The 15,614-nt window shown below is 34.2% G+C and carries 14 protein-coding genes; 3 read left to right on the forward strand and 11 right to left on the reverse strand.

From position 1 onward, the window contains the following. Positions 1–89 precede the first annotated feature (89 nt). The 9 genes from AC2TFD_RS28760 to AC2TFD_RS28800 form a co-directional block, all read right to left on the reverse strand. Positions 90–1,499, reverse strand: coding sequence for a lipopolysaccharide biosynthesis protein (locus AC2TFD_RS28760; protein ID WP_484674552.1), 1,410 nt, complete (start codon positions 1,497–1,499; stop codon positions 90–92). Positions 1,500–1,790: 291 nt separating this feature from the next. Then, on the reverse strand, positions 1,791–2,927 hold the full coding sequence (locus AC2TFD_RS28765) for a glycosyltransferase family 4 protein (RefSeq protein WP_484674553.1): 1,137 nt from the start codon (positions 2,925–2,927) through the stop codon (positions 1,791–1,793). 1 nt (position 2,928) lies between these two features. Further along, a complete protein-coding gene (locus AC2TFD_RS28770; RefSeq protein WP_484674554.1) occupies positions 2,929–4,365 on the reverse strand; it encodes an O-antigen ligase family protein in 1,437 nt (478 codons plus the stop codon). Between the two features lie 35 nt (positions 4,366–4,400). Beyond that, positions 4,401–5,333, reverse strand: coding sequence for a glycosyltransferase family 2 protein (locus AC2TFD_RS28775; RefSeq protein WP_484674555.1), 933 nt, complete (start codon positions 5,331–5,333; stop codon positions 4,401–4,403). Between the two features lie 17 nt (positions 5,334–5,350). Then, complete coding sequence (locus tag AC2TFD_RS28780; RefSeq protein WP_484674556.1) at positions 5,351–6,028, reverse strand: sugar transferase; 678 nt, start codon at positions 6,026–6,028, stop codon at positions 5,351–5,353. 19 nt (positions 6,029–6,047) lie between these two features. Further along, positions 6,048–6,941 (reverse strand): UTP--glucose-1-phosphate uridylyltransferase GalU, encoded by an 894-nt coding sequence (galU, locus tag AC2TFD_RS28785; protein ID WP_484674557.1) that lies wholly within the window; start codon positions 6,939–6,941, stop codon positions 6,048–6,050. Positions 6,942–7,252: 311 nt separating this feature from the next. Then, complete coding sequence (locus AC2TFD_RS28790) at positions 7,253–8,017, reverse strand: tyrosine-protein phosphatase (RefSeq protein WP_484674558.1); 765 nt, start codon at positions 8,015–8,017, stop codon at positions 7,253–7,255. A gap of 102 nt (positions 8,018–8,119) precedes the next feature. Continuing rightward, entirely contained in the window at positions 8,120–8,821 is a 702-nt protein-coding gene (locus AC2TFD_RS28795) for a CpsD/CapB family tyrosine-protein kinase (protein ID WP_484674559.1), read from the reverse strand. Continuing rightward, on the reverse strand, positions 8,814–9,566 hold the full coding sequence (locus AC2TFD_RS28800) for a YveK family protein (protein ID WP_484674560.1): 753 nt from the start codon (positions 9,564–9,566) through the stop codon (positions 8,814–8,816). Before AC2TFD_RS28800 ends, AC2TFD_RS28795 begins: the two co-directional genes overlap by 8 nt. 301 nt (positions 9,567–9,867) lie before the next feature. Here AC2TFD_RS28800 and AC2TFD_RS28805 point away from each other — a divergent pair, with 301 nt between their 5' ends. Then, entirely contained in the window at positions 9,868–10,617 is a 750-nt protein-coding gene (locus AC2TFD_RS28805) for an SGNH/GDSL hydrolase family protein (RefSeq protein ID WP_484674561.1), read from the forward strand. Between the two features lie 203 nt (positions 10,618–10,820). Beyond that, positions 10,821–11,225, forward strand: coding sequence for a hypothetical protein (locus AC2TFD_RS28810; protein ID WP_484674562.1), 405 nt, complete (start codon positions 10,821–10,823; stop codon positions 11,223–11,225). Positions 11,226–11,306: 81 nt separating this feature from the next. Here the strand turns inward: AC2TFD_RS28810 and AC2TFD_RS28815 are convergent, their stop codons facing one another. Beyond that, complete coding sequence (locus AC2TFD_RS28815; RefSeq protein ID WP_484674563.1) at positions 11,307–11,462, reverse strand: YwzD family small protein; 156 nt, start codon at positions 11,460–11,462, stop codon at positions 11,307–11,309. Between the two features lie 269 nt (positions 11,463–11,731). On the opposite strand from AC2TFD_RS28815, the gene tagU reads away from it, so the two are divergent. Next, positions 11,732–12,679, forward strand: a complete 948-nt coding sequence (gene tagU, locus AC2TFD_RS28820) for a polyisoprenyl-teichoic acid--peptidoglycan teichoic acid transferase TagU (RefSeq protein ID WP_484674564.1) — start codon at positions 11,732–11,734, stop codon at positions 12,677–12,679. Between the two features lie 364 nt (positions 12,680–13,043). On the opposite strand, the gene AC2TFD_RS28825 is transcribed toward tagU, so the two are convergent. Next, positions 13,044–15,161 (reverse strand): SpoIID/LytB domain-containing protein, encoded by a 2,118-nt coding sequence (locus AC2TFD_RS28825; RefSeq protein WP_484674565.1) that lies wholly within the window; start codon positions 15,159–15,161, stop codon positions 13,044–13,046. Between the last annotated feature and the right edge of the window lie 453 nt (positions 15,162–15,614).

Here is a 15,614-nt window from a genome sequence, read left to right on the forward strand (position 1 = left end):
ACACCTTAGATATTAGTTCACCTTGTACTTGCTCTAAAATTCTTTAAAATTTTCATTTAATACTTATGCAAATACATATATCCCCTCTACTACTTATTAAGATTTAACTTTTTCCTTATCCAAAAAATATCCTTAATATCAAATATTATATTCGGGATTTTATCTTTTAATATAATAGGAAAACATAAGATGGTTACTACTAACAGTATGCAATTTGATATTAAAATTGATAATCCAGCACCTGTTATCCCTAATAAGGGAATTAATAATATACATAACGGGATGGTTAATAGTAAAACTAGCGACTGCAGAATTGTAACAATACCTGGACGATTTAAAGCAAGAAATGTTTGGGACAATATCCAACTTGTTGAAGAAACAGTAGTACTCAACAACAAAAACCGTAATAATGTAGTTGCTTCAACAAATTCTTTGCCATAAAACATATTCAATAAAAAAGGGGCCAAGATAATAAGAATAAGAGCACAGGAACCAGTTAATAACGTGCTTATTCGTGCAGATTGAACTGAAATTTTAACTACTGTTTCTTTTTTTTCCCCTGCTGTTTTTGGAAAAAGTACTTCCACCACTGAATTTTGAAATATATTTAAAATGCCTGATATACTAATTGATACAACATACATACCAAGAAATTTTGGAGATAATAATGCTGCTATAATAACTTGATTAATATTTTTTGACATTGTTCCGAGCAAATCAATTCCATATGCCCTTATTCCATATGAAAGGAGACTTTTTATGGTGTCATTTAAATTATCTACTTTAAAAGTATATATTTTAAACAGTTTTTGTAATAGCCAGAAAGTTATCGGTAAACTAGGAAGCAAGTAAGCAAGAGCAAAGGTATATGCATTATTGACTTTTAGAAATATAAAACTTGCTAATAAAAGAACTATAACTAGTGGATTAATATATCGAATCCGATTAAATAGCGTATATTCATTGTTCACCTTAAGTACTGGAGTTATAACCACACTAATAAGTGCAAAAGGTGTAAGAATCATTCCTAATTGAGCAAACAAAACAACACTACTTGAAAAACCTTTAAGTAATATTGGTATTAGAAAATACCCAACTATCATAGCTAATATTCCAAACAATACAGATAAAATTAACATTGAGGATATAATAGAATTAGCATGATCCTTATTTTTCTTTAAATTAAACACAACAGAAGAGGGAAGCCCAAAAGTCATTGAGTATGCAAATAATTGCGACCACATAATCATAGCGGCTTGCTCACCTCTACCATCTATGCCTAAATATCTTGCAGTAATTACGCCTGTTCCAAAATTTAGTATAACAATAATAATATTTGTAATTAGTGTTTTTAATGTATTATTTAAAACACTATCTAACTTTTTTTCTATAAAATTTAAATTTCCAAGCATATCATTACCGCCTAAGAAAAATTTGCGTAAACCATTATTAAAATTCTTTTTAAACCAACACTTTCCTATATATTGAGAAGTTTTCAACAAAAATATATCCTTGCATCAATTAAACAACCAAAATATTTATAACAAACTACCCCTGATATACTAAATTTTGTGCAAAATGAAATAAACAAATTTTTATAGGAATGAGTCTCTCTATTTACTTCTTACTTTGCTTATAACATTTACTATAATTTATTGTGTTTTAAATAATTTTTACTGATTCAATACAATTACATAAAGAAATTTCTTATGAAGAATCATTTCAAACTCCAGGCAACAATTAAGTTATTTCTATAGCTTCTTTATTTTCTTATAATCCCTTTGATAATTTTATATCCCGATTTTTTCCATTAAGTCAATGTATCTATTTGATATACTTTCCCATGAGTTATCTTTCGCTATTCTAACACCATTAAAAGACATTTCTCTATAAATATCAGAATCACTTAGTATGGTAGTAATTGCAGTTGCAAGTTCTTCTTCATCCTCAAGGTTATCTAAAACAATTCCTGCTGCATTTTTAGTATTTGAATATACTAAATTAGAGGCTCCTGCTTCACAGGAAGTAATTACTGGAGTACCTGAAGCCATTGCTTCTAAAATAACAAGAGAAAATGGATCATATCTAGTAGGGAAAACAAATAAATCTACTTCTCTCATGATATTGGCTATGTCTCTCCTATACCCTAAAAAATTCACTCTGTTATGCAAGCCAAAATCCTTTACCATTTTAGGATAGAGACTCCCTTTTTCATTACCCGCAACAAATAAGTTTACATCTGATACTTTTCTCATAGACTTAAGAACAGTTTCTAAATTTTTTCGGGAAGATCTTAGATCCCCCGCAAAAAACATGGTCTTGTTATTCTTAATTTCCCCTGAATTTTTTTCCTTTTGTTTCTCAACTGATGGGCAAAATTCTTCTATATCAACACCATTATTAATTACAACTATTTTATTGTTATCAATACCAGCTTCAACCAATTCTTCTTTTACTTTATTAGAAACAGCCACGATTTTAACTGATTTATTAAATGACTTTTTTTCAAGAAAAGCATTAACTGCACTGTAGATATATTGGTAAAAAGTCCTTGGATTTTTGTTAATTGCAAAAGGGTGATACTTAGATTTCACCCAAGAACTATGGACAAAATGAACACAATTAATATCGCTTTTCAGCCATGTTATAAAACCATTAACAACTAAAACATCAAATTCTTGTCTATGTTTCATTAATATTATTGAACTTAATAGAGCAAATACTTGATATTTTAATATCGCAGTTGGTAAATAATTTTTTATTTTATACCAAGTAATGTTGCCATTAGCTAATAATTCTTCATCGATTTCAGATGAAACTATAGTTACACTATGCCCTCTTTTTAAAGCACTTTTTATAACTTCATAATTTACTTTTCCTTGACCATCACTTTTTATTACTTTATGAGTAACTACAGCTATATTCATATTATTCATCACTTCCGAATTTATTAAGAAAAACCATTGATATTAAAAACCACATAAATAGTCCTCCAACACCAGGGAGATTATTAAAACTTAACAAACTAAATAAAAATGCAACTATAATTGATAGTGATAATTGACCATATATGGCATTTTTTTTTCTTAATTTTATAGTTTTTATAGATAATGAAAAAAGTTGTATAAAACCTTTAAAAAAGAAAAATGCGCCAATCCATCCAAATGTAAAAAAGACATTCAAAATGCCATTATCAAAATTCCCTCTATCACCTAAGTTACCTTCATTCTCTAACTTTGTCCCAACACCAGTACTTCCTAAACCCCATCCAACTGGATTTTTCAAAACTTCTAATATTACATCGTTTGTAAAGGATAAACGTGCATTAAATGAATTATCGTCTTCTAAATTACTAAAAGTCTGGAATCTACTGGTAATATTATCAGAACCAGGAAGTAATGGTACCATAAAAATTATTATTAATGTAATCAGAAGTGTTATTGATATTGATTTTATCCTTTTCTTATTTGAAGAAACTGTTAATAGATAAATTAAAATGCCAATTACAGTAAATATCCAAGAGGTTCTTACCAGGGTAATTGCTAACGCTGAAATTACAATAATTAAACCAGCAATACCAAACATGCCTCTCCAATTTTTGTTAATTATCATTGGGATAACCGCAATTGACAAAAACAGTGCATTTGGACCAGGTGAATTTAAGGTTGAAAATATTCTAAAAGACATAGGTTCCGCAATACCTATTGAATTCATCTCAACATGATTTATCCAAAAAACGTCCCATGGAGGTAAATACAAATATTGTATCCAACCATAGATTGCGACAAATATTGCTATATTCGATAAGGAACGTATCCAAAAATCCCTATTTTTTAGTTCTGTTATATTTCTAGAGAGAAGATAAATCATCAATAAAAACGGAATAGTATAATTCAGAAATTCGTAGATAGCCGAAAACTTATTCTTAGCAAACCCAATTAATGCTCCATATAAAATAGCAAATAAAAAACTCACTAATACTTTTTTATTTTCTAAATTTAGACTAATAGTTCTTTTACTTAGATTTAGGAGGATTGTACTTGTTACTAAAAGTGGTATTATGCTTATTAATGAAACCGAAGAATAATCATTTGCTAACCAATCCACAATCCTCCTAATTTCAGGAACAATTGCCCACGAGAGTAAAATAAAGACTAAAAGATACTTGGAGTTTAACAACGCAAGAATTGTACCTATTGTTATAAAAAATATTACTATCACCAATTGAACCAAAATATCTGGATCAAATATTGTAATTAGAACTCCAATAAATATAGCTATTAATAAAGAAATAAAGAAAATAATGTAATTTAAATTAGGATTCCGCCTCCAAGAGAAAACATTTAATGATTGTTCCCTACTCACATTTTCACCTCTAATTAACTAAAATAAGAACCAAACTATATTTGGTTCTTATTTTTTAAATTAAAAACGTAAAATCTCCCTCGAATATTAATAACAAACTTTTTTACCAATATTCTAGGATTAGTAAATACCTTACGTATTACTTGTAAAAAGCCTGGTTTTTCACTTGTTCCAATAAATATCGCCCAAATTATAAAAATATATTTTTTTAGGGGGTTATTAATGTACTCAAGAAGTATAAGAGTTTCATTAAAAACAGAATTAAAGAATGCCTGTTCATTAAAAGCATTTCTTTTATCATTATCAAATCTTTGAGCTGGAAAATGATCGACTTCAACTTTTGGGTCATAAATCAGTTTCCATCCGTTCTTCTTAAGATTTAAACTAAATGCCATATCATTATGAACTTGAGCACCTTCCCCAAGCAATCTTTCATCAAAGTATTTACCTTCGATTGCCTGTCTTCTATAACTCATATTTGCTCCCTTTAATACATCGACCTCTCGTGCACTTCCATAACCGAGATGATGATTTCCAATTATTCTTCCAAACCATTGAACTTTACCTACAGTCTTTTGAATACTTTTATCTACAACTCCAGCTAAATGTACCCAATCACGACCACCTACACCACCAATATCCTTTGATGAATTAAAGTGTTTTTCTATATTAGCTAACCAGTTTTTTCTAGGTTTAGTATCATCATCAATAATGCTAATAATATCTCCAGTTGCAACTTTTAATCCCTGATTTAACGCTGCAACCTGACCTGGAATATTAATAATTGTTTTTTTTATAGTTAACTTATTAAATTTGCAATTTTCTATAAAATCTATAGTTTCATAATCTATATCTCGTACTATTGTAATAACTTCATCAGGAAGTCGTAGTTGTTCATTAAGGCCCTCAAGACAAATTTTCAAGTCAAAAATACGCTTAAAGGTTGGGATTAAAACAGATATCTTCATGCTAACTCCTTAGTAAATTAAAAGGCATCCTTTGATCCAAACATTATTATGATAGTTTTAAATATTATTTTCATATCAAATAGGAAAGACCTTTTAGTAATATATTTCAAATCCAACTCTACCATTTCTTTAAAATTAACATTACTTCTACCGCTTACCTGCCAAAGACCTGTACAACCAGGTGTTACAAATAATCTTTGCTTATCAAATTCAGAGTAGAGCTCTACTTCTCTCGGAAGTGGCGGACGTGGACCGACTAAACTCATATCTCCTTTTAAAACATTTAAAAGCTGTGGCAGCTCATCAATACTGGTCTTTCGGATGAACTTCCCTACCTTCGTTATCCGAGGATCGTCTTTCATTTTAAACATCGCACCGCTTACTTCATTATATTTTAAGAGTTCAGCAAGCTTTTCTTCCGCATTCCAAACCATAGAACGGAACTTATACATTTTAAATTCTTTTCCATTTAAGCCGACACGCTTTTGCGAAAAGAAAATTGTTCCTTTAGGGTCTTCAATCTTGATTAAAATGCCGATAACTATAAATAGTAGACCTAACAAGAAAATTCCGAATGAAGCACCAATAATATCAATCAATCTTTTTGTTAAAAGATATACCTTTCCGTCATTCACATGAACTGTTGTCTTTTTATTATCTATAAAGGCAACGTCTTGATTTGCTAGATTAGACACCTTAGACCCCTTCCTTCTTCTAAACCAATACTTTTTCTTTATCTAATGAAGAAACTAGATTTTTTAAATACTCTATCATGTCATCATGGAGGTCTTCGTGCTGCAATGCAAATTCAATCGTTGTTTTTACAAAACCAAATTTTTCACCAACATCATAACGTTTTCCTTCAAAATCATAGGCAAACACTCTTTGAATTTCATTTAATTTTTGAATCGCATCTGTTAATTGAATTTCGCCGCCTGCTCCTTTTTCTTGACGGTCAAGGAACATAAAGATTTCTGGTGTTAAAATATATCGACCCATTATGGCTAAGTTTGATGGAGCTGTACCTGGTTTTGGTTTTTCTACAAAGTTACTAACTTGGTAACGACGTCCTTCTTGACTTGACGGATCAATAATTCCATATCGATGTGTTTCATTATCTGGTACTGTTTGAACACCAATTACTGAAGAGAATGTATCTTCATATTGATTGATTAATTGTTTTAAGCATGGTGTTTCACTTTGAACGATATCATCGCCAAGTAGTACCGCAAACGGTTCATTGCCAATGAAGTTTCTCGCACACCAAACGGCATGTCCCAGTCCTTTTGGCTCCTTTTGACGGATATAGTGGATGTCAGCTAGATTGGTAGCATATTTTACTTTGTCTAATAAATCAAATTTCTCTTTTTCGATTAGATTCTGTTCAAGCTCCATCGCATTGTCAAAATGATCTTCAATCGCTCGTTTCCCTTTACCTGTAACAATAATGATGTCCTCAATACCCGAAGCAACGGCTTCTTCCACTATGTATTGAATAGTCGGCTTATCTACGATCGGTAATATCTCCTTTGGCATTGCTTTTGTTGCTGGTAAAAATCTCGTCCCTAATCCTGCTGCAGGGATAATTGCTTTTCTCACTCGTTTCACTTTTTGTTCCCCCTCTATATTTTTCTTTCGTTTATCTAAATAATTTTTTAAAAAAATAAATACCTAATGGAAATGCAAGCGTTTACCAAGCTTATCCTTTCATTAGGTATTTATTGGTTATTTTTTTAAATCGGGCATCTAACCCATCCTCACATCATGCTTTTGACGACATGCGTCTAAGGCTGGAAACCATCCCTCCCACAGCATGATCGAGTGCTTCCATGGATAACGGACAGGGAAGCCTCGCCGTTCAGGTTTTAAGCCTGAAAGATATATTGTTTAGTTAAATAATCTTATTGGCTTAATAGAATTTAAAATAAATAAAATAACTTTTTCTTTTTGATAGGTTCTGGATCTTCCTTGTAGACTGCTTTTCCTTCCACCACAAGGTGTGCATTGTCCTCAAAGTAATAAACCATTTCATTCCCGTACTTTTGTTCCAACACGCCAAATGCCTCTCTCATTTTAAACGTTCGATTTGTGAGGTTGTGCGCATCTGAAGCAATGAAATGGGTTAGGTTTGCTTCTATTAATTGCAGAGAAAAGTTCTTAATCTTTTTTCCAAAGTCACCACAAATACTAGAGGCGGTGATTTGTGTTAAAGCCCCCTTTTTCACCAATTGGTAGAGTAGTTCTGAACGTTCCATGATCTCTCGATTTCGTTCTGGATGAACGATTACGGGTATCAGACCATTCATTTGCAGATCATAGAACAACTTTTCTGTATATCTTGGGACATGGTTGGAAGGGAATTCTACTAATACATAAGGAGTATGGTTAACTGGGAGAATTTCTCCTGCCATGTATCCTTCTAGCATCTCGCCATGCACCCGTACCTCCTGCCCCGGCAGGATCTTCACACTAATATTTTCCTTTTGTAAGGCTGTGTTTAATTCTTCCACTCTATCAACTATTTGATGTTTGGGATTTTCATAGGAGTTATTCATATGATGCGGTGTCGCCACAATCGTATGAATCCCTTGGTCAAGTGCTCTCCGTGCCATGTTAATGCTATCAGAAAGAGATTGTGCCCCATCATCGATACCTGGCAATATATGACAATGTAAATCAATCATTTCAGCACATCCCTTTCCATTTCACTGTAAATTTCATACGACAATATTCATGGTACCACCGTCGAACCACTAGGTAAAGGGGGTGAATTTGTCGTATTTTAGTTATTTCGTACCATAATAATAGTAATAGTCGTTATCTTTCATTTCTTTATGGTTTAATACGACCCCTACCAATTTGCTTTGAGCATTCATTAGCAATTCCTTTGCTTTTTTTGCTTGGTCAATCTCTGTTTTTCCGCTATAGACAACTAAAATCGAACCATCTACTTTATTGGCAAGAATTTGCGGGTCCGCTACTGCTAATAATGGCGGTGTATCGAAAATGACATAATCAAATTGCTCTTTTGCCTCTTCAATAAACTGTTCCATTGACTTTGAACTTAGAAGCTCTGCCGGATTTGGAGGAATCGGGCCGCTCGTTAATATATATAAATCCTTCTCTTCCGTTTCAAGAACTGTGTTCGCAAGTGTCGCTTGCTTCGTCAGCACGGTCGTAAATCCAAATAGGTTATTGACAGCAAACGTTCGATGAACCGTTGGCTTACGAAGATCGGCATCAACTAGTAATACTTTTTTTCCAAGCTGAGAAAAAACGACTGCTAGGTTTGCAGCTGTTGTGGATTTCCCTTCTGCTGGACCAGAGGAAGAAACCATAATCGTTTTAAGTTCTTCATCCACGGATGAATATTGGATATTCGTCCGAATCGTTCTATATTGCTCCGAAATCGGCGACTTGGGATCAAGTGTAGCAATCAGCTTTCGACTAGGGTCTATTGATTTTGATTTCTTATTTCGCTTAAACATTATAGTTCTCACCTCTTCCTGCTGCTCTACTTCCCGCTGCTTTCTTCTTCTTCAGTTCTTCCATTTTTTGATCATCAATTTGGGCAATGACTCCTAAAATAGGAAGTTCTAGAATTTTTTCAATATCTTGTTCGTTTTTAATCGTGCTATCAAAGTATTCAAGTAAGAATGCCAAGCCAACTGCTGCCATTAAGCCGACCACAAGTGCTATCGCTACATTTAATAAAGGCTGAGGCTTAATTGGTGCTTGATTATCGGTAACCGCAGCTGGTGCAAGAATACTAACATTATCCACGTTCATGATCGTGACAATTTCCTTTTGGAACACTTCTACCGTTTTATTTGCTATATCCACTGCCAATTTAGGATCAGGATCCTGGACTGATACATTGACAAGCTGCGAGTCCTTTTGACTTGCTACCGTAATTTTTCCACCTAGCTCACCTGAAGTCGTTTCAAGACCCAGTTGGACGATTACCTTATCAAGGATACGAGAGCTTTTCATGATTTCATTATAGGTGCTAATTAATTGTAGGTTGGTTTGAACTTCACCTGGACTGTAGAATGATAGTTCATTCTTTTCCTGGTTGACGAGTATTTGTGTCGAAGCCTGATAGATTGGGGTAAGAAAAAAGTAACTAATGACTCCGCTGGCTAATCCAGCTGTCATCGTAATGAGTATAATCATAACGAGCCGCTTTTTTAACGTCGCTAATAATTCTTTTAAACTAATTGTTTCTTCCATAATGTCCTCCTGTATATGTTGAATCAAAATAAGAGTATTATAACATGAATGGTTGTCGCCACTTGTAGATATTTGTCGAATGTTGGATATATATTTTCACCAATTCTGTTTTGTGATTCATTTTGCTTATTTTATAGTTCATTTTTACTACTTTGTTGCAAATACCTGTAGATATTTGTCAATTACCTATACAATAATACCATGTTTTTTGATTCTATTTGTAGTTTATTTGTAACTGGAATAATTTTCTTTTGTCGAGTCTTTGCTATAATAATAGTAAAAAAGAAATGGGGGTAAAGGAATGAAGTATTTTCTCACGGCCATTTGGGTAATCATATGTGTAGGCGTGCTAGCGTTTAGCCATGTTCAATGGAATCATAAGACCTCTGCTGTAAAGGCAGATGGACCTGTTACACAGGATAGTAATGTTATCGATATAGGACCATACATGAGTCTGGCAGCAAATTGGCCGGAAACTGCAAAAGCGCAACTTCAGGTAGCACTGGAGGAAGAAAAGCCTTTTAAAATTCTACTTGTTGGTTCTACTTCCAGTCAATGGCAACAAAGTATTACACAAAGTTTAACGGATAGCTTTGGGAGTGAAAGGATTAAAACTGTACAGCATACATATGGTTCCACATCAACCAATTTAATAACTGAATCCAAACATCTAGAGCTAGCTGCAGAAAAGGCAGATCTTGTGGTCATCGAACCGTTTCTATTAAATGATAACGGCAAGCTAAAAATTGAGGAGACACTAGCCAACCTATCGACCTTGATTGAAGCTGTGAAAGCAGAAAATCAAAACACAACTCTCATTCTGCAGCCTTCATACCCCATCTATCTTCCAAAATATTACGCCGTGCAGATAGAAGCGTTAAGGGAATATGCAGAGGAAAACAATCTAACCTATCTCGATCATTGGACAGCCTGGCCGGCAACCGACAATCAGGTAATTAAGGATTACTTAACGGAAGGACAAAACGGTCCGAATGAGAGGGGCAATCAAGTTTGGGCACAGGCTCTTGTCGAATATTTTGTTAATAATTAAGAAGACTAACGATGTTGCAAACGGGTTCTCTTCTGAGGGACAATTTTAATAAAAGAATATAAAATAACATCCGAAAAAGCATCGTTTTAGAGACGATGTTTTTTCTATTTTTATTAAATTTGTCACAATAAATAGCGGACAATCGACAGGGAATCTCCATATAAGAACGAATTTAATAATAAATACTACTAGGGGGGTAATGGATGAAATATGTAGATAAAGATTTCTCATTAGAGTTAAAAAAAATGATTGAAAATATCGAAGCAGCTTTAAAAGACTTAATTGAGAAACTACTGAATGAAAATAAACCTGTCTTCGCAAAGAAAGGTTTAGATTTTGATGCTGGGTTTGACAGAAAGGGAAATAACCCTTTTCAACCTAGATACAGTTCTTCTATTTTCATTGCAATTTGTGACGAAAATGGCGACCTTCTTGATTTGTATATGATTAACATTTGGGAATGTGACCGCTATTTCTTAGGTTTGCCTATTTCAAAAAATATTCCTGGAAGCAAGATTGTTGGGGAACTTCTGGATGAATCATTCGAAGATATAAAGTTAGAATTGAAGGAGTACATCGAAGAACAGTTGAACTTAACTGATGATTAGATAATAAAGGTTGTACTCGAATATAGTACAACCTTAATGAATATCGCTAGTCTTCTATATTTATAATTAAGGAAGTAATGATTAATTTATCATCATGTTCTTCAAATCAGCTTTCAAATCTTCAATGATCTCTTCAAGGGTTAGTTCACTTTCATTCAAGCCCTTTTCATAAGCTTTCATTAATAGCTTTGAAAAATCGGCTTGTTTCGAGCTTTCACTCTTAACTTTAGGTGTCACCTTTTATTGCCCCCCTTAATTTCACTCTAATTATAGTATTTTAATAAATTACTAGTTAAATGTAAATACATTTCCAGTCCTATTTTGTGGAAAAATAGTATAATTTAAGGCATCTTGTAGTTGGTTAGCAGAAATTACTACATATTCTGTGCTCTATTAGAGTATCATTATTCCATATTTTATCCACAAGTTTCTTCTATCTATTTTCCTATTTTTTTGGTATTCTATCTGTTGTGGTCAAAATTTGTAAAAATTTCGGAGGAAAAACGATGCGATCAAAAAATAAAAAAGGCAAAAAATGGCTTAAGGTCACTGGTATCATACTCCTCGTCCTACTAATAGGAGCAGGAGCTTATGGTTTTACTGTATATAATTCCCTAAAAAAGACTGTTGAAACAATGCACGAGCCTATTGAACGTAAACAATCAGAAAAAAGACCTGAACCCGTAACCTTGGTAGAAGAAGACGCGGATCCATTCTCTGTATTATTACTCGGTGTCGATACGAAAAGTGATAAAGGCCGTACCGATACGATTATGGTTCTTACGGTAAACCCTAATACCAATTCTGCAAAATTGCTTAGCATTCCACGTGATACACGCACTGAAATTGTTGGTAAAGGGTTTCAAGATAAAATCAACCATGCACATGCCTTCGGCGGCGTTGAAATGGCGATGGACACGGTTGAAAACTTCCTTGATATCCCTATTGATTATTATATGAAGGTAAATATGGAAGGGTTTAAAGATATTGTAAATGCGGTTGGCGGAGTTACCGTTACGAACAATCTTGAATTTACTCAAGATAAAGTCCATTTCCCTATTGGTCAAATTACCTTAACTGGTGAGGAAGCTTTACCGTACGTTAGAATGCGTAAAAAAGATCCTCAGGGAGACTTTGGCCGTAATACAAGACAGCGCCAAGTAATCCAGGCTGTTATTAAAGAAGGGGCAAGTCTTTCAAGCCTAACAAACTTCCCTCAAATCTTTAACGCAATCGGAACCAATATTAAAACAAACCTTACATTTGATCAGATGGTAGATATACAAAAGAACTATAAAAATGCCGCAAATAACATTGAACAAATGAAAATAACCGGATCTGGCACAAAAATTGACGGTATTTACTATCTTCAAATTCCACAAGATGAGCAACTAAGGGTTCAAAATGAATTGAAAGCACAACTTGAACTAGAGCAAACAACCGCACAAAACTGACTGGTGTCACTTTAATCTGAAGTGCGGCGAAAAGGTTTTATATAGTTTAAGAAATAAAGGCATTGTCGAGTTTAGAAACTACTAATAATGGGAACTAGAGCGGCTGAAGTTTCGGCTGCCTTTTCTGTTATCAAATATAAGAATCGCCAGCGTTCCTTTGGCCGGAAGAAGATCCATTAGAGACTAGTGATTCAACTGAACTATGTTGTTAAATACATCTCACTCAAACCTTCTTTGCTGGATTTTTAAGTTGGATAAGAAACTAGAAAAATCTTGTCGAGTACAGGATTGTTTATATTGGTTAATATCTTTTTGAGAATGACAAAAAGCGCAGATTTATTATCTGCGCCTAAAATAAAAAAGCTTAATTATTTGTAACATTTATTTGCGTTGAATCTTTTGAAATCCTACTACCACTACTATCCATCGCAAAAACCCTTACCCAATAATTTCCTAATTCGCTTGGAGTCCATCCTAACGTCTCACTGCTTGAATACCAGATGGTATGGACTCTTGTTGTTCCGTTATACACATACCATGCATACCTTACTCCTGCTCCTTCTCCATCAACCGTCCAGTTTATTGGAGTTCCCACCTTTGATGTCTGTACATTCGCATTTATGCTGTTGATTTTGAGTGGAGAAGTCACCTTAATGACTGCTGAATTTTTCGAGACGTTTCTTCCACTACTATCCTTTGCAAAAACCGTCACCTTATATTCTCCTGCTTCTCTTGGGGTCCAACTTAACGTCTTGCTGCTTGAATACCAAATGACATCGACCCTTGTAGAACCGTTATACACATACCATGCATACTGTACTCCTGTTCCTGCTCCATCTACCGTCCAAGTGATCGGTGTGCCCACCGTTGATGTATCCTGAACATTCGAACTTACGCTGTTGATTGGTGAAGCCACCTTAATAACAGCAGAATTTTTTGAGACACTCCTTCCACTACTATCCTTTGCAAAAACTGTTACCTTATATTCTCCTGCTTCTCTTGGGGTCCAACTTAACGTCTTGCTGCTCGAATACCAAATTATATCGACCCTTGTAGATCCGTTATACACATACCATGCATACTGTACTCCTGTCCCTGCTCCATCAACTGTCCAGGTGATTGGTGTGCCAATCCATGAATCCTGAGAGTTAGAAGTTACACTAGTGATTTGAAGTGGTGAAGCGGTGTTCTCTTCGTGTAATTCATATTGTTTGACCAATGTGGTGCCTGGATAATAAAAAGATAAAACTTGCTTATAGTTATATCCAGCCTCCACTCGATTATTCGCTCCGTGCTGGCTCATTCCGACTCCATGACCGTATCCTAAGCCAGCAAACGAAAAGGCCGTACTGGTTTCGTTCGTTGCGGTAATTAAGTTGCTCTTCATGACACTCGTCCCAATATAAGAACGGATCTTATCAGCAATGACATTGGTAATAGCTCCATTTTGAAGCACAAGCTTTCCTGTCGAATCAAACTTGTCTTTCACTAGAAACTGAAATTCTAGATTTCCTCTTGAAACCCGACCACTTTCTGTTTTGTCATAGAATGCTAGTTTCGTAATCGAAACAATTTTAATTTGTTTATTACTATAACCATTTTCATAAAGCCATGTTTTAATTTTGGAAGTGAAATTTCCATCTTTCTCAAACGTACTATTCCACCACGAATCTGGGTTTTTGAGATCTAATCCTAGCAAATTAATTTGCTGTTTCTGAATGCTAACGTTCCACGCTACTTTTTTATCATAATCATCTTTTTGAATCGGAAAATATGGTAGTGCTGGGCTGCCAAATTCATTATAGTTATTCTCTGACATCCCTCCATTCGAAGCAGAAAACAATGCGTCGATCGCACGCCCATTATACGTAATGATTTCGCCGGCTGTTTCTTCTACAGCTGCTGTAGAATTAGGATGTAATTCACTAGCCCCGCCATATACCTGATACGAAGTCGTATCATTAATAACCTTACCTAAACGAAAATAAGCATATGTTCTCGCTGCAACAGCCTGAACCTTCAAAGCTTCCTTGTCCCAGGATGCATACATTTCAAGCGGTACGACAGACTTTAAATAATCCTCTAAATAAATCTTATTTATCGGTCGAACGTATCCATTTTCAACAATAAAATTGAAACTCCCATAATATTCACGGTCATTGATAAAAGCACGATTTTGACCATTATCCGGTGTAATCGAAATACTATCATCCGTAATGACTCTTATATTTCCATCATAAAGACTTATGTTTGACTGCTCTGCCTTTAGACTGTAGGTCTTTGTACTAGATAGTTTGGTCGAGGTACCATCCAGTGAGTAACTTCCCGATACACGTAGGGAAACACTAGTCTTGTTACCCAAATAGTTTACAAGTTTCACTTGTAACTCTGGTTCTACCATACCTCCAGCGGCTTCCATTCTCATTGGCATTAATCCAAGAAGCAGCATGCCGATTACAAAAATTGTTGTAAGTTTCTTCATTGGTGACTCCTCTCTATATCTTTTATCCTTTTAATATATTAATATACGAAAACAGAAAATAACAGTATTATGCATAATTTGGTAAATAAAATTCGACATAGCAGCTAAAATACCCCTGCATGCCCGACTAATTATTCAAAAATTTTGTTCTTTCAAAAATATCTATTATGATAATACTAAAGTATGTTTATACATACATCCCCCTCAAACTTATACATGTACAATCGTGTTTCAACCATTTTTCAGTTCCCTCATAAAAGTTTGGATGATTTGCTCATCTACGCCGTTGATGAAGGAAATTTCAATGTTGCCGGTTTTGATCGTGCAAGTAGGATTTGAGGAATACCCTACTGTTTTTTTGGGGGAAAAGTATCTTCGTTTTCAGTATGTAACGTTACGGGGACATTGGTAAGTTTTTGTTTTGGTATATAAAAGTTCTTCCTTAAATTGATA

The organism is Neobacillus sp. plas4, from assembly GCF_057221695.1.